Source organism: Rosistilla carotiformis (genome assembly GCF_007753095.1).
Classification (GTDB): domain Bacteria; phylum Planctomycetota; class Planctomycetia; order Pirellulales; family Pirellulaceae; genus Rosistilla; species Rosistilla carotiformis.
The window spans coordinates 1,377,805-1,397,960 of the sequence record NZ_CP036348.1 but is presented as its reverse complement, the minus strand read 5'-3'; the positions used below and the strand labels follow the sequence as shown (position 1 = coordinate 1,397,960).

At 58.0% G+C, this 20,156-nt stretch carries 13 protein-coding genes; 2 read left to right on the top strand and 11 right to left on the bottom strand.

What is annotated here, in order from left to right:
- Positions 1-13: 13 nt before the first annotated feature.
- The 5 genes from Poly24_RS05200 to Poly24_RS05180 form a co-directional block, all read right to left on the bottom strand.
- The gene (locus tag Poly24_RS05200; protein ID WP_145091471.1) at positions 14-1,057 is read right to left on the bottom strand and encodes a DUF6384 family protein; all 1,044 of its coding nucleotides are present in this window, start codon (positions 1,055-1,057) and stop codon (positions 14-16) included.
- 18 nt (positions 1,058-1,075) lie between these two features.
- Positions 1,076-2,941, bottom strand: a complete 1,866-nt coding sequence (locus tag Poly24_RS05195) for a carbon starvation CstA family protein (protein ID WP_145091468.1) — start codon at positions 2,939-2,941, stop codon at positions 1,076-1,078.
- 101 nt (positions 2,942-3,042) lie between these two features.
- The gene (locus Poly24_RS05190; protein ID WP_145091465.1) at positions 3,043-4,578 is read right to left on the bottom strand and encodes a hypothetical protein; all 1,536 of its coding nucleotides are present in this window, start codon (positions 4,576-4,578) and stop codon (positions 3,043-3,045) included.
- Positions 4,579-4,777: 199 nt separating this feature from the next.
- A complete protein-coding gene (locus Poly24_RS05185) occupies positions 4,778-5,737 on the bottom strand; it encodes a DUF502 domain-containing protein (RefSeq protein ID WP_145091462.1) in 960 nt (319 codons plus the stop codon).
- A gap of 158 nt (positions 5,738-5,895) precedes the next feature.
- Positions 5,896-6,693, bottom strand: a complete 798-nt coding sequence (locus Poly24_RS05180; RefSeq protein ID WP_145091459.1) for a ComF family protein — start codon at positions 6,691-6,693, stop codon at positions 5,896-5,898.
- A gap of 267 nt (positions 6,694-6,960) precedes the next feature.
- Between Poly24_RS05180 and Poly24_RS05175 the strand changes: the two genes are divergently transcribed.
- Positions 6,961-8,295: an aminotransferase-like domain-containing protein gene (locus Poly24_RS05175; RefSeq protein ID WP_145091456.1), complete on the top strand. Its 1,335-nt coding sequence runs from the start codon at positions 6,961-6,963 to the stop codon at positions 8,293-8,295.
- Between the two features lie 31 nt (positions 8,296-8,326).
- Here the strand turns inward: Poly24_RS05175 and Poly24_RS05170 are convergent, their stop codons facing one another.
- From Poly24_RS05170 to Poly24_RS05160, 3 genes are all read right to left on the bottom strand, one after another.
- Positions 8,327-9,469 (bottom strand): hypothetical protein, encoded by a 1,143-nt coding sequence (locus Poly24_RS05170; protein ID WP_145091453.1) that lies wholly within the window; start codon positions 9,467-9,469, stop codon positions 8,327-8,329.
- Positions 9,470-9,497: 28 nt separating this feature from the next.
- A complete protein-coding gene (locus tag Poly24_RS05165) occupies positions 9,498-11,849 on the bottom strand; it encodes a hypothetical protein (protein WP_145091449.1) in 2,352 nt (783 codons plus the stop codon).
- Positions 11,850-12,069: 220 nt separating this feature from the next.
- Complete coding sequence (locus Poly24_RS05160; protein WP_231753475.1) at positions 12,070-12,543, bottom strand: low molecular weight protein-tyrosine-phosphatase; 474 nt, start codon at positions 12,541-12,543, stop codon at positions 12,070-12,072.
- A gap of 258 nt (positions 12,544-12,801) precedes the next feature.
- On the opposite strand from Poly24_RS05160, the gene Poly24_RS05155 reads away from it, so the two are divergent.
- A complete protein-coding gene (locus tag Poly24_RS05155; RefSeq protein ID WP_145091443.1) occupies positions 12,802-13,758 on the top strand; it encodes an MBL fold metallo-hydrolase in 957 nt (318 codons plus the stop codon).
- On the opposite strand, the gene Poly24_RS05150 is transcribed toward Poly24_RS05155, so the two are convergent.
- The 3 genes from Poly24_RS05150 to Poly24_RS05140 form a co-directional block, all read right to left on the bottom strand.
- Positions 13,721-15,148: a DUF6513 domain-containing protein gene (locus tag Poly24_RS05150; RefSeq protein WP_145091440.1), complete on the bottom strand. Its 1,428-nt coding sequence runs from the start codon at positions 15,146-15,148 to the stop codon at positions 13,721-13,723. The genes Poly24_RS05155 and Poly24_RS05150 overlap by 38 nt on opposite strands.
- A 441-nt stretch (positions 15,149-15,589) precedes the next feature.
- Positions 15,590-16,960: a lipopolysaccharide biosynthesis protein gene (locus tag Poly24_RS05145; protein WP_145091436.1), complete on the bottom strand. Its 1,371-nt coding sequence runs from the start codon at positions 16,958-16,960 to the stop codon at positions 15,590-15,592.
- A complete protein-coding gene (locus Poly24_RS05140; protein ID WP_197452339.1) occupies positions 16,957-20,001 on the bottom strand; it encodes a PVC-type heme-binding CxxCH protein in 3,045 nt (1,014 codons plus the stop codon). The genes Poly24_RS05145 and Poly24_RS05140 overlap by 4 nt, the downstream gene beginning before the upstream one ends.
- Positions 20,002-20,156: the final 155 nt, after the last annotated feature.

Genomic DNA, 20,156 nt, shown 5'->3' with positions numbered 1-20,156 from the left:
ATCCTGCGACTGGCTACCAATTGGTAATCTGAGCGGACCGCTGCAGCTTTTCGCCGCTGCGGGTCGGGATCTGAACCTGCTCTTGGGTCTCCCCGCGACGCTTCACCGCAAACAAGGTTTCGTTCAACACGCCATCGGACACTTTGTCGTCCCGCAATCGCTCGTAGACATCTTTGGGAACGCGTTCAGCCCACCGAGCCACCAACTGTTGTTTGCCGGTTTCCGCATTGCGAATCGTTTGCCGCAGCACTCGCCCCTCGGGAGAACGCATCTCGACGACCACGTAATAACCAGCCTGACGTGTCCCTTGGTCATCCGAAAAATCGCGTTCAAAAGCCGACATCTCGCTGCCACCCGAAACGATATGGACTTCGTACTGGGTTTGCATCTGTTCCCACAATTGATTCAGCCGCTGGTGGGCCGCAGCGGCCACCGAGGGGTTGGCCGCGCCGGCGGCTTGCACTTCGGCCATCAACCGCGAGGCTTCAGCCGTCGCGTCCTGATCGACCGAAATCGAAGTGATTTGTTGCAAGAGGACTTGCGATTGCTCCACCTGAACCGCTGCTGCCCGCTCCGCCCTCACCGTCGGACTCAACGGCGCCCAAGGAGACATGAACGCATACCATGTGAGGGCCAACGCCACCGTCACCGCCGCAGCGCCCGCGGCCACGCGTCGCCGCAGCACATACGCGTGAGCCAACATCGATTCCAGGCCGAACTTCGGCTCCTTCAACACATGCATCGTGTCAAAGTACTGTTCGATCGCCGCATCGACCTCCGCGTCGCTAACCTGTTCTCCGGTCACCTTGGCCGATTCGATCAATTTGCGTCGAATCTCGGTCCGCACCTCATCGCGACGCAGCGCCACTTCGGCTGTCTGCCGATCCTCGCGCATCTGACGGGCAACTTCCAGAACGCGAAGCATCTCGGGCAACGAGAGCGCCGCGGCCTCGTCGGTCGAAACGTCCGCCGATGCCGACGCGCCGGCACGACCGGCGAGCCGTGGATCGGTCGCTTCCTGAGGAGCGTTCGAAGATGCGTTTTGTGATGCGGTCATGGCTGTGGTTATCGTAGCCTAAGACGATGGCTTGGCAACGGCCGCCTCTTCGACAATTCCACGCACCGTCGGCCACAAGATGATCGCTTCGACAATCATCCAAGCCTCCAAAACCAACGTCGCACAGCCGATCACGATCACGACCCAATTGGGCGATTGCCCTTCGGGAGGGTTCAACCAACCTGGCAGTTCGATCAGCATTGCCCAAGCCGGCATGATCAACATCATGACCATCGGGATCACAACGAACCAAACCGGAATTCGGCGACGCCACAGGAAGAACGAGATCACTAAGAACGCGAGGCCAGCCAGTAATTGATTGGTCGCTCCAAACAGCGGCCACAAAATCAGGCCGCCTTTGCCCGCGTTGGCCAGCGTCATCTCGGCTCCGGGCGCTGGCAACGCCGCGATCGCCAGGGCCAGGGTGATCGCAAAAATCGTGGCCCCGTGTTTATTGGTTAACCAGGTCATCGGATTCGCCGACACCGCAACATCCTCAGCCCCCGATCCGCGGACAAACGTCGCGGCCAGCTCCTGCACGACATAGCGTTGCAAGCGACACGCCGTATCCAACGTCGTGCCCGCAAACGACGCGACCAAGACGCCCATCAGCGCGATCGCGATCGCTGGCGGGATCGACAACGCTTTGAGAAAGTTGGCCGAGCCGTCGACGAATGCGCCCACCTTCGCTCCCAAACCTTGAGCCGATTGCCACGACTGGTAACGGGCTTCGTAAGCGGCCGCGCCGGTTACGACCGGACCGCCACTCATCTTCTCGGTGACACCTAATCCGATGCCCGCCACGCAAGCCAAAATCACAAGCGTCGCTAAAAAACCTTCGGTCAACATCGAACCGTAGCCAACGAACTGCGCGTCGGTCTCACATTTGATCTGCTTGCTGGACGTTCCCGACGAGACCAAGCAATGGAATCCACTGCACGCCCCGCAGGCGATCGTGATGAACAGGAATGGGATCACCGCCGGCGCTCCCTCTGGATTCGCCCGAACCGCCGGTGCTGAGATCTCCAACGGCACCCGATCGCCTCCTTCGGACAACGGGGCTCCACCAAACAAACCGGCCACGCCAAGTCCCACCACAATTAAGCCAAGGGCGGTGATCAGCTGCAACGAATTAATGTAGTCGCGCGGCTGCAATAACATCCAAACCGGAAGCACCGACGCGACATACGAATAGACCAACAGGATCAACACCCACGTGATCACCGACCATTCGGCCATCGATTGGTTCAGTGTCCCCAAGACGCCTGAGTTCCCGTAGATCAACGTCGAGTACATCGCGATCAACGCAATCAACGATGGCAGCAACAGATGCACGTTCTTGCGATGCAACCACACGCCGATCGCCATCGCGATCGGGATCTGCACCAAGCAGGGAATGATCGATGCAGGGTACTGTTTGAAGACCGCGGCGATCACCAAACCAAAGATCGCCAACACGATCGTCAGCGCCATGAACAGAATCAGCAGGAACAACAACCGGACGCGGCGATTCAGCACCCGACCGGCGACGTCGCCCACGGTCTGACCCTTGCTGCGAATCGAGACGACCAGGGCGCCAAAATCGTGCACCGCACCGACAAGGATCGATCCAAGTAAAACCCAAACCAGAGCCGGCAACCAACCCCACATGACAGCGATCGCAGGACCCACAATGGGGCCGGTCCCAGCGATCGACGTAAAGTGATGGCCAAACAGCACCGAACGATCCGTCGGAACAAAATCGCGGTCGTCGTTTAATTCCACGCTGGGGACGACCGCATTGTCGTCCAACTGGAAAATCTTCCGCGCCAACCAACGCCCGTAGGTGTTGTAAGCGATCAGATAGGCCACCATCGTGCCCAACGCTATCAATAGAGTCGTCATTCTCGGTCCGTAGTTTCAAATACTCGTTGCAACAAGGGGCGTATTATTCACCAAGTCGCAGAGGCTGGAAACTGGTCGACCTGGAAGCGACGCCCGAGAAGCTAAAATTCGGCGCTGTATCGGCCGGTCATCACCTGGCGAATTTCAGCCGTCGCCGAGTCGATGTCCTGCCAGATCTGTTGCACCGAAGCCGCCCCCTTGGTTCGCTCCTGCCCCCGAATCACCGCGTCGGTGCGGCCCTCCTCGCGGACCGAAGCCTGCGCCGCTCCCACGCTCGCAGAATATCCCTGAGGACCGTAGAGAGCACCGTCGTAGCCTCTTCCTGCACGGTATCCGCCGCCATAGGAACTGTATCCGTACGATGTTGGACTGTTCATCCCGGTCCGCACCGACGATCGCATCCCCACACCTTTCATCGACATCTCCGCCTCGCGTAACATCCCCGAGATATCACGTCCGTATTTCAGCAGCGCGGGGTCGACATTTAACAAAGGCAAACCATCGATTTTGCGGGCGTATTTGTCGTACCAGATCGCCGCCTGGCCAAACGTCTTGACGTGATCGGTCTTCGGTTTGTCGCGAAGATCGTCCAACAGCGTCGTGACGCTCTTGTAGTACTGCTGCGATGCGATGCGAGCGGCCGATTCTTCGGAATCGGATCCCGATGAAGCAGCATCGTTAACAGCGGCTCCCAGCGAGCGTGGCAGTTCCAGCACGCTCAAGACCCGACGCGTGCCGGTCGCGGAAAGCTTGCCACGGAGAAAAAAGGTGTTACCGCTAACCGAAGGGGCCCAATCGCGAATGTCTTCAAGCATCGCGCCTTGGCTGCCCAGAATCTCGATCAACAGCGGCTTGCCCACCTTTGCCAAAGCTTCCGGCGAAGCTTCAAAATCGACTCGAATCGCGCCGATCGTTTGGTCTTCCAAAGTGATTCCCAGCGTGATCCCCTGCACACCGCTGATCAGTTTCGCAACCGCGGCGGGAGAGAGTCCCGAATCTTTCAACGATTCCAAGTTTGGGATTGCCCGGGTGACAGCCCCCTGCGAAACCAACCCACTAAGATCCATCGCCATCACGATCGGCGTACCGACTTCGGCCGCATAAGCGAAGGCATCCTGTAGATAAGGAGACATCCTTTGGCCGGTGTCCAGATCGGTCGACTTCAGCCAACGGCTCACGTCCTGGCGGTTTGCCGGAGTGTAGGTTCCCATCAGATTTGGCCGGACCTGGACGACATAGTGATCGTCGGGCAAACGGGCTGCGCTGCGGCCGGCGATGTTGTCGATGCTGCCACCAAAACGGGTCGCCACGGTCGTGACGTTCCGCTCTCCGGTGAGTTTCACCAACGCCAGCTCCCAGACCGATTTGCCAAACTCATGATCCGATCGTCCGGCCAAGATGACTTCGGTCGCGTCTGGCGGCAGCGCCGAAACACCCGCGTCGTAGGCCGCTTTGCGTCGCGCCACCCAACGCTCGCGATCCGAAACGGGCGATCCAAACGCCTTTTCCGCGTTGATCAAGATCAACGTGTTGGCATCCGCAGGAATCCGGTACTTCATCCCTTCGAACTGAGCACTCGACTCCGAAACCGCCAACAACGTAATGACGACAGACAATAAAAACAGACAGCGATTCATGAGTTAGATGCCCAGGTCAATCCGGTCAACACGAGAAGAAATGGCGCACGGGGACCTTTCGCATGGATACGAAAGCCCTCGATGCGGCCAGCACAGGACCCGGATTATAGTTGCTGTGTGATGGGGCGTGTTCGATGATTCAGAGATCTTCATCGTGGAAATCGCGGCGTCATGACGCGCGAACGGGGCTTTGCCACGTTCAATCGGTCAACGCAGAGGGGCCGGCCGTGTCGCCACCTCCGGTTGGTGTCGCGTTGGATGCCTCTTTCCCCGTGCCTGGCAAATTCAACTGCAGACGGCTGAACGCTTGCTGCTGTTTCGCCGGAACGACGACGCCACAGCTGACGATAAATTGAATCGCTTGATCGATCGTCAGGTCCAAATCGACAGCTTCGCTCTTACGCACCGTGACAGTAAACCCTGTCACCGGCATCGGCGAGGTCGGCATCAAAACGCTCAGCACCGGCTCGTTCGCCGCCGCGCTGATATCCGCCATACTCTGACCGGTCACAAATCCGATCGACCAAATCCCTTTGCGTGGGTATTCGACGGCGACGACGCGGTTGAATTCGATGTCCCGTTCGCTGAAGACAAAATCGGTGACCTGTTTGACCGACGAATAGACGTTGCTGACGACCGGCACGCGGCCGATAAACCGATCCATCGCGCGGACAAAAAATCGCCCGATCCCGTTAGCAAACATCCTTCCCAGGAAATACAGCAGGATCAGGAACATTAACAAGAAAAACGGGACGACCACCGTACGCGGCAGGTAGACCAATTGGACGTAGCGATGCCAATACGCCAACGCCGTCTGCGGCACCGGTTCGTAGGGGCCCAAGCGATGCAGGTTTTGGTCGACATAAGCGACGACATAACTGGGCAGAAACTTCTTTCCCGTCGAATCGGCGACATAATCGCCCCCCGCGGGCTTGGTATCGTGGATGTCCTGCATCTTCCAGACCAGGACATTCCGAATTCCCGATTCCAGCGGTGAGAGGACGTAATTTTCGGTCGTGTTCCAAGCCCACACGAACAGCAAAATCGTCAACAACGGCGGCATGACGATTCCCAAGCCGTGCAAGATTGCGCGGCGAAAGGTGGTCGCGGTGCTCGGCGATCCCGCTGGCGATAGCTCGTCAGTGTTCGAAGGGTTCATACAAAACTGCTGGTATTTTTGCGTCAAAAATGGAATTCAAGCAGGCGCCGATGCGCAACCTTCGATCGAACATCGGCCCTGCCGTGCCATAGCTTAGGTTTTTATAGGGGACCGAGAAAATAAAAGTTCGTTGCCGAACCGCGCGATCTCGATATAGCTTAGTTTTTTCCCACGCCGCGCGCAGTGGCCGCAACGCAAACTCGCGTCGCACCAGCCGCCAACAACACTCGGGCAACTTCGCTTAACGTCGCTCCCGTCGTCATTACGTCGTCGATCAGCAAATAAGTACGCCCCTTGGGGTGGTAACGTCGGCGTACAGCAAAGGCGTTGGAAATATTGCGAGCCCGTTGATCCGCTGCCAACTTTCCCTGTTTGGTCGTCCCCCGAGTGCAGCGGGTTGCTGTATGCACTGGCCGCCCCAAGACACGGCCGACCTGCTTGGCCAACGTTGCCGCTGGCACCGTACCACGTCCAAGCCTTCGTCGCCAATGCGAGGGAACGAAGGTGACGATTTCGGGGATGGGATCCAATCGACTCGCGATTTGCTGCCCCAACAGCTCTCCCAAAGCCATCACCAACGGCTCGTGAATGTATTTTTTCCCAGCGATCACCGCCTCACGCATCGCCCCTTCGTAGCGTCCCAAGACGACAACCTCCTCAAACGGCAGCTTTTGCTTGCCGCATCGATTGCACTTCCGCTCCTCCAACCGCATCGGTTCCATCGGCATCCCACAGCGACGGCACCAATGCCGGCAGCTGCCCCGAACTGCGTCGATGCAAGCATCACACATTTGGACGCTCCGCGTCGGCAAGAGCGCCCCACCGCACAGTGTGCAGGTGGGCGGATAGACCATTTCGAGAAAGGCGTTGGCAACCGACAGCGGCAGCCGCGACCAAGCGTTTCCGTCGCGCAGACCGCTCCTCACCGCGGACTGCGGCGACGTCTTGGCCGCCATCGATGGAAACTTCCGCTGGACCGCCACGCGTTCCTCCCGCTTTACGGATCACACGAGCACGCCGCTCCGACGTGCATCCCACCTATAACGCGAGAAGTCTGCGGTTGTCCGATCCCGCGATGAAAACTTTTCCCCTGGGCACGTTCCCTGCATCACGATTTCGACGACGTCGCAGCGTGGTGCGGCCGAACCCGCGATGAAAACTTTTGTCATTACCCGAGCCAAGCGACAAATCTGGGGAATCCTCTCCCCGATAGATTCGCTAACATGAAATCCTTCCCCTTCACTCGATCCGATATCAAACGAGTTTTTCAGCGAATGAACCTTCACAACTCCACGCACGAGCAACTTCTCAGTCCCCGCGGCACCCGGGCTTCGGAACAACCGATCAGCCAATTGATGTCTGCCGCCTTGGCCAACCCAGGAATCATTTCCTTGGCCGCGGGATTTGTCGACAATGCCACGCTGCCGTTGGAGTTTGTTTCCGAAGCCGCCCAAAACGTGCTCAGCGACACCGCCACCGGGCGGTTGGCGCTGCAATACGGCACCAACAACGGGCCGCAGGAACTTCGCCAAGCGATCGCGCAGCGGAACTTCAGCAACAACGCCGACGATCTGGCCGATCGGATGATCCTGACCGCTGGCAGCAACCAATTGCTGCACCTGGTCGCCGAATGCGTCTTCGACGAAGGGGACATCGTGCTCTGCGCGGCGCCCACCTATTTCGTCTTCTTGGGGCTGTTGAAGGATATGGGCGTCCGCGCCTTTGGTATCGAAGCGGATGACCAAGGGATGATCCCCGAATCGTTGGACCAAGGCTTGCAGCAACTGGCCTCCAACAACGAACTGCACCGGGTCAAATCGGTCTACTTGATTCCGTATTGCGACAACCCGGGCGGCTCGACGGTCCCCGAATCGCGGCGCCACGATCTGATCGCCGTGATGAACAAGTGGCAGCAGCAATCGCCGATCCTGTTGTTGGTCGACAACGCCTATCGCGACTTGCGTTATTCGGGCGAAGACATCCCGACGCTGACCGACCTCGGTGCCGACCCTGAATTAACCGTCGAAAGCGGGACCTTCTCGAAAAACTTCGGCCCCGGAATCCGCGTCGGTTGGGGCGTGATGCCTCGCTGGCTGTTCGATTCGGCCCGCCGCTTCAAATCGGTGATCGATTTTGGTTCGGCTCACCTGAACCAGCAACTGATGCTGAACATTTTGAAATCGGGTCGCTTCGACGAACAGGTCCAGCGACTGCAGACCGCTTATGCGGGCAAACTGCAAGTGATGTTAGAGGCCTGCGATACGCACTTGGCAGGAATCCCAGGCGTCGAATATCGGCGACCGATCGGCGGCCTATACGTCTGGCTGGAACTGCCGCCGGGCGTCGATGCCGGCTCCGATTCGCCACTCTGGAAACAATGTATCGAGCGCGGCGTGTTGTATGTTCCGGGCGAGTTTTGTTACCCAAGCGAAGGAGCCGCGGTGCGGAAGAACACGATCCGACTCAGCTTCGGCGTCCAGCCCGAATCGCAAATCCGCGACGGCATCAAACTGCTCAGCGAAGCGATCACCGCCGTCATGAACCCCGCCAACGTCTAAGCCGGGTTAAGCTCTATTTTCAAGGACGCCATCAGCTTTGGGATTCTTCCGCTGGCGGCGTCTTGTTTTTGTCGGTCCCTTGCCACCAGCGACTCAAGCCGCTCCAAGCGTTGCCGATCAGGGTGCCGTTAAGTAGATCTTGAGTGAGCGTCGATTTGGTCTCGTCGAAGTTGTTCCAGATCGCTTCCAGATAGGGCTGGCTCGATTCGGCCAACGTCGTCCACAAACCGCGAACCTGGATCTCGGTCAACGCATCGGCGTAGTGACCGACGATATGTTGATCGATCAGATTGCCCGCGACCACGACCGACGAGAGCGCCCCCTGGGAGACCAACGACAGGCGGTTCATGCTGAACATCGTCATCGTTGTGGCGACATCGAAAACCGACGTCTCCGCCTTGGTCGCCGCCGTCTCCATCTCCTGCCAGATCCTTTTGATCTCGGCTTGCGGAATCGTGGTCGTTGGATCGATGCGGTTCAGCGCCGCGCGCGTCTTATCGATCGTCTGCTGCAAGCCTTGCAGATTGATCGGCGGGGCATTAAAGGCATCGGCCCCTTGGACGCTGGTTTCCTGCAACGCGTCGATCAGATCGGTGACGTGATCAATCGTCGATTCCTGATCGATCAATCCCTTGCGTTTCAATTCTTCGCTCAACTGACGCATGTACGTGCTCGACCCATACGCGACGTCACTGATGATTGCCAAGACCGTCATCGGCGACATGTGCAGCGTCGCCATTCCGGCGAAATCGAGCATCCCGCCGACGGTCTGACGAGCCATCAAACCTTCGGTTTGAGCGTCGGCCGAAGCCGGCTTGTGCGAGACGACCCCGCCGACATCGTGGACCACAAAATCCAACGACTGTTGGACGAAGACCCGATAACTTTTGGAGGACCGGAACGCCGCGGGGATCAACCGCGCGGCCGATTCGCTGGCAAAGCCGCCAACCAACGCGGAAACCGTCCGTGCCGAGCGTTCCGGCAGCGACAACCCGAAAAGCAGCGTATCGATCAGGCTGCCCGAAGGAGCGGTGGACGCGGGCGAGTCCAAACTTTCCGGGCCGTTGGGAAGCGATTGGGGCTGCGTTGCAAGATCGGGCACCACCGGAGCCGTATCGTCCGACTTTACTTCGTCGTCGCCACCGCTGCTGGCTTGGGAAGGATCGAAAGGCACAGCGTCGACTCCTAGAAGAAGCGAAGATCTACAACGGTTGAATGGCGGATAGCTTCAAGAGACTTCCGTCACCGGTGATATCCACAGCGTCGTTTTCAATCACCGCAAGTATCATAACGTTTTGATCTTGGTAGGGCATCAGATCATCCAACAACCCAAACAGCGTGATCGGTTCGGCGGGAGACGATTCGCCGATGTACCGCGCCAATTGAATCGAATGGTATCCCGGACGTGATTGCGCTTTGGTCTTGCTGCCCAATTTGGCGACAAGAAAAATCCCGTCGCTGCCGCGCCGCGAAGAGGACAACCACTGAGGCGCCAAGCCCGCCAACGATGTCATCAGCTGTCGATCTTCCCCCAGACTGGCGAGCAACCGCGCCGCCTCTTTCTTCGGGTGCTTGGAAAATGGATTGTCGGAAACGGATACCGCCAAATCGGCCAAGCCACGATACAGCGAGTTTCGGTTGACATTAAAGTCGGAACTCCCCTTCTCGGTTTCGATCGCTAGGGCCAATGCTTCGCGCGCCGTTTGCAGCCGCTGTTCGACCACCGACGGTGCGGGTTCGGGATCGATCGCCGTAGGCTCGTCAGCGGCTACCGCAGGCATCTGAGCATCATCGGCCGCGACCGATTCAGAATCGTCCACGTTGGGCAGGTCGATCGATTCAAGCAGTTCGCTGTTTTCGTTGTTGACGACAAAATCCGACCCACCGAAATCGTTATTCCGATCAACGTTCATCGGCACAAATTCGCCGCTGCCGCCCACGACCGAACTGCTGCGATTGCTTGGTGGCTGGAACGGCAAGAACTTTGGAAATTTCTCGGGGAAGCCAAAGTAGAGGATCGCCAAGGCACCGCCGATCCCTAACACACCGCCCCCAAACCACTGGATCAACATCTTGATGATCGATGGCTTTTGGCGACGCCGAGCACGCGGCTGCAGTCCATGGGCGGACATGTCAAAACCGGCAGGCTCCATCACCGGGGCATCATCGAATCCGGGGTAGGGATTCGATTCGTATTCCGCGGACTCCGTCGATTCGACCTCCGTTGCGGTTCCCCCTCCCCAGCCACTTGTCGCAGCGCTGGCGTCAATCGCAGCGACGGCCGCGTGAGCGGGCCCCGATCCCGGTGAAACCACTTCCAACGCAGGCGCCAATTGATTCGCAAAGACACTTAATGCATTGGTCTGGCCACACCAAGGACAACGCACCACGGCGTCAGTTCCCGCCGCCGATTCGGGCATCCGCACCGGATCGTTGCACTCGGGGCAAACGACCTGCGTCACCAGACTCGCGACTCGAGAACGTTTGGGGGCTGCAGGAACGCTTTTCGTCGCAACGTCCAGCTCCAATTCGTCTTCCATTGCGCTGTCGTCGACATCGTCCACCGCAGACTCGCGATCGAATTCTGTAAACCCAAGTGGCATTCCAATGGTTTCTTCTTCTGCGGCAAGCGGTTCTTCGCTGTCCGAGGATTCGATTTCCTCCGAATCGACGCTCCCGATCAATGCGGCAGCCGCGAAGGCATCATCGTCGTTCGACGCGGCATCCGATTCATCGTCGCCATCGATCGACTCAAACTCCATGCTCGGCAATTCGATCCCATCTTCGTCACTGATATTGTCGACAAGATTTGCCGCTTCGGCATCCAATTCCGCTTCGGCAGCAAAAGCAACAGGCTCTGAATCCATGCTCGCTTCCGCCGATTCTTCCGGCTCCAGCTCCATCATCGGTAGCGAATCGTCTTCGTCGTTGTCTGTTTCGGAATCGATCCCCGACAATCCGGGAGCGACAACGTCCGCATCACCTGCTGGTTGCATCGAGTCGTCATCCGAAGCATCCTCCGCGATCGGGTCCGACTCAAAATTTGGCAGTTCCTCGTATTCGTCCTCGTCGCCCAAATCCATCATCGGCAGCGCTGCGGCCGACGCATCAGGAAGTGGTGAATCGGTGTCGGCTGGCTCTTCGTCAAACGCGATCGGTTCGGACTCCAAGCTCGGCAGCTCCTCGGATTCGTCCCCCGCGTCCAGTTCCATCATCGGCAGCTCTTCGCTCTCGTCATCCGTTTCCAGGTCGAGCATCGGCAGCTCTTCGCGATCCTCATCGAAACTCAGCAGTTCGAGCCCTTGATCGTCCGCCTCGGTCTCGCTGTCAGAGGCATCGGCGAGAATCTCGCCTTGGGAAAACTCATCCTGCGCGTGCTCGTTGAAGATCACTTCCGGCTCTGCCGCGTCAAGCTCCGCTTCCGGCGAGGCAGGCAAAAATTGTTCGACTTGGTGAACCGCTCCACAGTGAGGACACTGCAGCGTCGTATCAGAACTCGCAGATTCGGGCAGGTGAAGCGATTGGGCGCAGCCGGGGCAGTGAACGACATTCATGTTTTCGACGCAGTCTGCTGGAATTTCGGAATAGGACGAGAGGACCTTCGAAGTATGCTTCGACGTAAGGGCGTTGTCAGCCCTTTGCTTGCCCAGCCGAAACCAAATTGCCGGATCTGGCCAGGAAAGCTGCAACCATTGCATCAATCGTAACGATTCGCCGATGGAGCGTGGCTTGGCATCGTGTTCGATTTTACAACTTTTTCATCCCCACCGCCCCTCAACTAGATTCCGTCGTCAACGACGCCAGGATTTTCGGACAAGCGGCCTCAAGCATGTTCAAGACGAATTCAAATCCCTCCTCACCGCCGTAATAGGGGTCGGGAACATCGCCCGGCCACGCATCATCCAGATAGCTGCTGAGCATTTCGATCCGGGCGTCCGAACCGCCATGGAGAGCGATCAGATCGCGAGCGTTCTCGGCATCCATGGCGATGACACGATCGAAGTCCTTTAGATCATCCGCCGTCACCTTCCGCGCTCGACTCGTCAACTCAAGTCCCCGCTGTTGCGCGGCGGCTCGCATCCGGCGATCCGCCGCCTTCCCGGTGTGAAAGCCGATCGTGCCCGCCGAATCGATCGTGATCCGGTCTTCGAGGCCCTCCGCTTCGACCAACCGCCGCATCACCCCTTCGGCCGCCGGAGAACGGCAGATATTCCCCATACATACAAACAAGATGCTGCAAGGTTTCAAAACGATCGCTCCGTTGAGTCCCCGCATCGCAGGGTAGTGGCTGAGTTACAAATACGTGACGCGACGTCGGCGGTCGCGACGAACCAAAGCTTCACGCGGCGTCGCCACGAGAATTGCCAAGTTTACGCCAGTCATCCGCCAGCACCTAGAGTGCCCCAACGAGCTAGCAGAGCGACGAAGAGGGGATGGCACCGCGGCCACAGCGCGCGAAGCTCTCGACAGGTATCCACACACCGCGCGACCGTTATACTGGCGGCCATGGAAGTGATCACGTTGCAATCGGGAAGCAGTGGCAATTGCGTGTACGTCGAAACCGACGGCGTGCGGTTGCTGTTCGATGCAGGGATCAGTGGTCGCCAAGCCCAAGAGCGACTGGCCCAACATGGCAAAGACATCCACCGCGTCGATGCCTTGATCATCTCCCACGATCACAGCGACCACACGAGCTGCATGGGCGTCTATCACCGCAAATTTGGCCTGCCGATCTATTGCACCCCCGCCACGCACGCGATCGTCGACCGTCGCAAACGGTTGGGGCGCGTCTCCGACGTCCGCCACTTCGATGCCGGCGAAACACTCTGGTTCGGGCAGGTCGCTGTCGAAACGCTCTCGACGCCTCACGACGGAGCCGACGGCGTCGTCTTCATCATCGATAACTCGCGTCGCCGATTCGGGATCCTGACCGATCTGGGACACGTCTTCGATGGGCTCGAAGCCGCAGTCGCCTCGCTGGACGCGGTCTTGATTGAAAGCAATTACGATCCCGTCATGCTCGCAGAAGGCCCCTACCCGCCGGCGCTGCAGGAACGGATCAGCGGTCCCGGCGGCCACATTTCGAATCTCGAAGCGGCGCGACTGCTGCAGCGCGCCGACAGCTCCCGATTGCAGTGGGCCTGCCTGGCGCATCTGTCGGACGAAAACAACGCTCCCGACGTCGCATTGCAAACGCACCGCCAACTGTTGGGCAGCGAGTTCCCGGTCTCGTGCGCCGATCGCTACCTAGCGACCGATCCATTAAAGGTCGAAGATCCATGCGAAGGGATCGTCGCGGTCTGCGATGCCGACGAGGAAACATCGTCGAACGATCACCGCACCGATGACGCTTCCCAACCGAGCACGCCCGAAAACGCACAGTCCGGTAAACGCAAATCGTCCCGCAAACGGATCGCAGCGGGATTTAATCAGCTGACTTTTTTTGACGACGCTTGCCACTGAGCCGGTGATGCTTTTCGTCGCGCGTCAGATGTCCCCAACGCAGCGACTCATCCTGCTCGTAACGTTTCCCCAGCGTGATTGCCGTCAGCGCCTTGCACATCTCAAAGCCGAGGTAGAAGGCATGCGAAGCGTCGACCTTTTCCCCCTGCTCGGTTGCCAGCAGAGCTTCGAAGATCTCAAACGGATCGTCGCCGACCAGGTGCAGATCGCGAGAGACCAACCTGATCTCGTCCCCCTGAGCGAACAACCGGAAGTTGTTGTCTTTGATCTGATCGGCCAATTGCTCGGTATGTCCGGCGGGCAGTTCGCTTAGACGCGGATCGCGCAACATCACCAACGCATCGCTAAGGTTCTTTGGCGGAATCCGCTCTTTGCAAGCCGCATAGACCATCCGCCGAGCCAGATCGCATTCGGCGACGCTGCTGCGAGCCCAATTGATCACCTGGGTCGTCAACACGCTTTGAATGCCCAGTTCCTGACAGATCCCCAGCAGCAGAAAATTGACGCCGGCGGAGTCGACGTCGGTTAATTCGCTTAGATTTCCGATCCCCATCATCATCGCCGCGTCGGGATGCCGCCGCCGCGTTTCGATATAGCGATTCAAGCTTGCGGCAAACCCAAATCCGATCGGTTCCAAGATCGGATCCAACCGGATCGGCACGTTCCGCTGCGTCAGATATTCAGCCGTTTCGTCCATCGTTTCGATCGCATCGGGAGTGTCGGGAATCACGACCACCTCGGTTCCCCAATCGACTGCCATCTCGCGGTTACTGCGATTGACCGAAAGGACCAATTCGGCACCGGCGGCGCACGCACCGGCCGCTTCGAACGGATCGAGCGTATCGATCGAGACGCGCAAGCCGAGATCGCGCAACATCGGCACGACTCGTTTGATACCATCCCATCGCTGTTCGGGATTGCATCCCAAGTCGATGATGTCGGCGCCGCATGCGGCATAGCCACTTGCGAGCGCCAAAAGCTCGTCGACGGGACGACTGGGAGCGTGATTAATTTCCGCCACAATTTCGATATCGAAGTCGTTGAGCGATCTTTTTTTGCTAGAAAGCGAAAAAAAATTTGGCAGATCGCTAAGGTCTTTGGGACCGCATTGGACGGGCACATCCAGCATCGCGGCGATCTCCGCAAGACCTCGAACGCAGTAGCCGGGCAGGATCACCTCGGTCGCTTGCGCCGGTACATCCAAATGTCGTGCAAGCCACTTTGGCGTAATCAGAGCCGCCACAGTGATCGGCATCACGCCGATCGAATAATCGAACCCAGCGCGAGCAGCAACCGATTCAACAACCTGCCTCAACGAATGCTCGGCGAGGCGGCCGGTAATGAAGTGGTAATGGCATCCCAAACCATCGTTTTTACTTGCGTTTTCCATGCCCCTATCGTGCGCAGCCGGGGTTAAAAATGGCAAGCGAGATCATCAAAAGATCGCCACAATTTGCGAAGATTCTGCATGGCATCGGGTACGCCAAGAGTGGTTGTTGGCGAAGCGCAGCGAGCGACTGCAAAACGTCACATCGCGACATTGGCATTCGCTCTCAATCGCGATCCTCGAGCGATGCGATACAGCTGTCGCGCCGTGCGGCGGAACAAACCATCCCAACCACCCTGCGGTCGCGGCAGCCAAAGGGTTGCGATCGCGTGAGTCGAACGCGCAACGTCGACCGTAAAATTTTTTGCGATCACTATTGACCAAATTTCAATCGAGCATAAAAAAGCGTTCAGGAGAGACTCAATAAATGGCAAGCGTCGCGTGCGGCGAAAGTCATTTGTGGCCGGGGTCTCTCTTTTTTTATGCGCCGACAGAAGAATGGACTCACCGCTTTCGAAGCTTCAGATAGCCCCAGGTTTGCAGCGGAAGTAAGACCAACCAGAACGAAGCTGCGTAGGCACACGCGATGCCCCACGTCGAATAGAAATAGCCCGCCAGCCAAATCGATGAGGCTGAAATGATCATTGCCGGGATCATGATCATCAATGGCGGAAAGCGACGCGATAAGATGTAAAAGGATTGAATCGCTGACAGATGGTTTGCCAAGCAACCGAGCCCTAACATCGCAACAATCTCAGGCGACACAAAGCGGTTCTCGAAACGGGAATCTAACCAAGGCAGCAGCATGACCAGAAGGGTTAAAGCAACGAAAGCCAACACCAGCAAGGCGGACGAACTGATTGCAATCTGCCGCCACATCGTCCCGGCTTGTTCTCGTTCGCCAGCCCCATGCAAACTTGCAGCAACCGGGTACTTGGCTTGCACCCAGGCCATCGCAAGCATCTGGATTGCTGCGGTCGCGGTTAACGTCATCCCCAATCGTCCCGCCTCGGCGCTGTCCTTGCTGAACCACAGGATGATCAGCACAAAACATTGCGTGGTAACGTAGTAGAGCACGCCATTGACGGCCACCTTCCACTGGAAGGGAACGACATCTTTCCGCCACGAAAACTCCGCGGATTGGCCCACTTGAGCCAAGATCGGCTTGAATACCGGTCGCCCATGGACGGCAACCAAGTACCCCGTCCAAAGGGTCTGCGTTGCCGTTGCGGCAACAACACTCCAAATCCCCAGCCCCATGGTCAAGCAACCCCAGACGACGAGGCTGCCCGAGAACGCCTGCAGCAGGCGAATCCGATAGACCGTTTCGCGGAGCCCAATCCCTTCCAGGATTGCGACATCGGGAGACCAAACGACCGTCAACGCGGCACAGGGAAGTACCAGCACCAAGGGCCAATGCCAGGCGACCGGATTGGTGAACTCCAAATCGCTTAGCACATTCCACCCCATCAACAGCGCCACGCCCCCGTAGACCACACCGGCGGCAGCGAACCACCGTCGCGATGCTCGCAGCAGTTCCGCCATCCGCATTGCAGCGCGTTGCCAAGCTTCGTCTTCCAACGCGGGAGGAGAGTGAACGTTCAGCGACGCGGCCTCATGTCCAGCAAACGTAATCAGCACACTCAACAGGCCCAGTTCGAAGAACGCCTGAATCGTCAGAAAACTGAAGATTCCGTAATAGACGCCCTGTTCGTCGAGAGACAAATAAATCCCGATCAGACAAATCGTCAGCGGCCCCGACACAACCTGCCAGATGCGGGCCGCAAGGACCCAAAGCAAAGACCGGTCGAGCTGGAATCGCTTCGCCAAGGCAGCCAATCGGCGGTTCATTTTTAATGAAGGGACGGGACTCATTCGGGCGGCTGAGCTTTCGTGGGGGAGGCCATCAAGTACTCGGCCAGATCAATTAGCTGTCCGCGAGTGAGTTTCAGATGCAAGTTGGCGGGCATTATCGATTGCGGTTGCTTCTGCAGTTCATCCACCTCGTCGCGCCGAATCGTCCGATCGATCCCTTGAGCCGTTCGAATGGTGACAGCATCGTCGGTTTGGCTGATCAATACTCCCGACACAATCTGGCCGTCGGACGACAATAACGTGTGCGTCTCATAGCCATGAGTGATTGCCGCGTTGGGAGTTAGGATAGCGGAGTAGAGTGCCGAAGGGGAAAGACGCTTCCCAATGTCGGTCAAATCGGGACCAATTTCTTTTCCGATTCCGTTGTACCGATGGCAGCTGGCGCAATTACCGGCATCGCGAAAGACGATAGCGCCCGCGGCCGCATCCCCTCGTTCGCGAATCAACTGATCCACCAAAGGCATCGCCATCGCTTCGCCGGACTCCTGCGACGCCAACCTTTCCGCAGCAGCGTCTGCGACCGATTGCACCGGAGACGCCAACAACACATCGCGGATGGAAACTTGGATTGGTGCCGGCAGATCATCTGTCTGAAGGTGTTTTAACAAAGCCGCTTGTCCGTCGGTCCGCGCCGCCAATCCGTCCGCTGCCGCAATGCGTAGCTCCATTGGCAACTTGGACCGCAACGCCAGAGGCATCAGCAGCGGAACGGCTTGCTTGCCAGCCGTCAAACTGACCAGATGGATCGCTTTGGCGGCACGCTCCGGTTCGGATGATTCCATCGCATCGATCAGCGGCTGTGCCGCGTTCAATTTGAAAAGCACCTCGGCCGCCCGGACACTTAAGGTGCCGCTTGCATCGTCCAACAGACGCGTGGCAAGTTCATGCGCGACATCGACGATTGCGTACCGTTCAATCAGATCGAGCGATTGGGATGTGTAAACGTTGGACCGGACAAACAGCAGCAAAGCGTCCGTCGCCACGGCGGAAGTGGAAGCGTCGCGGGCATTGAGCCTGGTAAAGACCTCTTCTGGATGGACGTCGTAGCCCTGGTCCACCAGGCTTCGCAGCGCGAGCTGTTTTTCAATTCCCGAATGAAAGTCGAACGCACGCAGAAAGCGTGCGTGTTCCGAGCGCGGAAGCTGTGGCGAATTCAAGATTTCAGCCAGCAAGCTACAGGCCTTGCGGGCTCGCGAACGCCAAACAAGATTCCGCCCCGCCTGGCTGTTCCAATTCGATCCCACCGCGGCCAACCACGCGTCGAAGCATGCATCCGCATTTTGATCCGATCCGATTCCCAATGCCTCCAGATACCAACGATCCTCTCCATCATATTGTTGCGCCAGCTCGGCCCAACGAGTTGCCGCAGCAGGGGATTCGCTTTCACGCAAGGCGATCGCAAGTTCACGGCGCACTTGCGGCGAAGGGTCGCGGAACAACGACGGCAACGCATCACAAACGTCTCGCTGCAACTGACGCGCTAGCCGGATACTTACGATGCGAATTCTGGGGTCCGGGTCCTGTGCTGCTTGAGCGAGCACCTTATCAGCTTGGTCGGGCAGATTCCCCAAAAACCAAATGGCCCGAGCGCGATGGATGGGGTTGTCGGATTGAGCCAGTTCCCCAAGGGGCTCCACAGCGGAATCCCCAAAGCTTTGCAACGCTTGCCAAGCTCGATAGCGCGTCGCGGCATTCGGATTCGTCAGGGCGGCCACCGCTGCGGGAACATCGTCTAGTTGCAAGGAAGGGATACGATAGCTTCCATCGTGATCGGCGGGCGTGATCCGAAACAAGCGTCCCCGCTTGGTGTCACCCATCATGTGACCGCCGACTCCTGGATCGTACCAATCGGCGACCAAAATCGATCCGTCGGGAGCCACCTTGGCATCGGTGGGGCGAAACCATGAGTCGCGCGCGCCCAACAACAAGTCCTTTCCTTGACAACGGAAACCCGCCAAGTCCGCTTCGACATCGTAGGCTCGGCAAACATTCACCCCGGCATCGGTATGAATCAGATTGCCCAGCAATTGCGGCAGAAGCTCCCCCTCGTAGCACGTAATCCCCGCCGGGGCGCCACCTCCGGTGTGCAACAGGCTGGGGACCACACCAGGGTCGTCTAAGTGCCAGTGTTGACGCGGTTTCTCAGCGCTCATCCCCGTCCTTTCCGTATGCCAACCGGCCCCGGTCATTTCATCCCGGAAGCCATAGTTACCGAATTCCAGAACATAATTAAGACGCACCGAAGCGTCGCCGTCGTCGTTATCGGACAGCCACATCGAGCCAAAAGAATCGACGGCCACCATCCAGCTGTTGCGTAAATTCCATCCGAGCGTTTCAAAATGACTGCCATCGAGATCGCATCGAAATAGCATCCCTTCTTGGTAGGGAAGCTGTTGCGTCGAAACAACATTTCCAGCGAGGTCCACGATCGGCTTGCCCTCCTTATCCTTGATTTGCCGGCCCTCGTTTCCAAAGTTGAAGTAAAGTTTGCCGTCCGGACCAAACGAAACCGCGTGGATTCCGTGGTCGTGCTGGACTCCCGAAATGCCGGAAAACAAGGTCTGTTTTTCATCTGGTTTGTCATCGCCATCGGAGTCGGTAAATCGAATGATCTTGTCTCCAGCGGACACGAACACGTGCTCCCCTAAGACGCAGACTCCGTGGGGCGAATTGATATCCGGACCTTGGTAGAAGACGCTGTGTTTGTCAGCAACCCCGTCCGCGTCGGTGTCCTCGATAATGACGATTCGATCGCCTTGAGGACGAGCATCTTCGTGATGCTGGCGATAATTGGCGATCTCACAGACCCAAACGCGGCCCCGGTGGTCGATGTCGATACTGGCAGGGTTGATACACTGAGGTTCGGAGGCAAATAGCGTCACCGTCAGCCCCTCCGCGACATCGAGCCCAGCAACCGCCTGCGAAGGCTCGCGCATCGTCGTATCGAATCCGGGATCCGGAGTCGTCGGCTTGGCAAAGCGATTCCAGATGGCAACAGAAACGACCGCGAGGCCCATGAGAGCCAGGACAGCGAGCCCCATCCGAAGACGTATGTTGTTTAGCCAGTGCATGGTGCTGCTGTATTGCGGTCGATTTATTCGATAGGATAGACGGATCGAGAACGACGATCGAAGCTCCGTCGGTTGCCGATTAACGAGTTTCGAAGCGTATAATACCACGTCTCTCACTTTAGGGA

Bases quoted from the DNA above. Each gene is read 5' to 3' on its own strand.
- Poly24_RS05200 (WP_145091471.1), bottom strand. From the start codon at position 1,057: ATGACCGCATCACAAAACGCATCTTCGAACGCTCCTCAGGAAGCGACC.
- Poly24_RS05195 (WP_145091468.1), bottom strand. From the start codon at position 2,941: ATGACGACTCTATTGATAGCGTTGGGCACGATGGTGGCCTATCTGATC.
- Poly24_RS05190 (WP_145091465.1), bottom strand. From the start codon at position 4,578: ATGAATCGCTGTCTGTTTTTATTGTCTGTCGTCATTACGTTGTTGGCG.
- Poly24_RS05185 (WP_145091462.1), bottom strand. From the start codon at position 5,737: ATGAACCCTTCGAACACTGACGAGCTATCGCCAGCGGGATCGCCGAGC.
- Poly24_RS05180 (WP_145091459.1), bottom strand. From the start codon at position 6,693: ATGGCGGCCAAGACGTCGCCGCAGTCCGCGGTGAGGAGCGGTCTGCGC.
- Poly24_RS05175 (WP_145091456.1), top strand. From the start codon at position 6,961: ATGAAATCCTTCCCCTTCACTCGATCCGATATCAAACGAGTTTTTCAG.
- Poly24_RS05165 (WP_145091449.1), bottom strand. From the start codon at position 11,849: ATGAATGTCGTTCACTGCCCCGGCTGCGCCCAATCGCTTCACCTGCCC.
- Poly24_RS05155 (WP_145091443.1), top strand. From the start codon at position 12,802: ATGGAAGTGATCACGTTGCAATCGGGAAGCAGTGGCAATTGCGTGTAC.
- Poly24_RS05150 (WP_145091440.1), bottom strand. From the start codon at position 15,148: ATGGAAAACGCAAGTAAAAACGATGGTTTGGGATGCCATTACCACTTC.
- Poly24_RS05145 (WP_145091436.1), bottom strand. From the start codon at position 16,960: ATGAGTCCCGTCCCTTCATTAAAAATGAACCGCCGATTGGCTGCCTTG.
- Poly24_RS05140 (WP_197452339.1), bottom strand. From the start codon at position 20,001: ATGGGGCTCGCTGTCCTGGCTCTCATGGGCCTCGCGGTCGTTTCTGTT.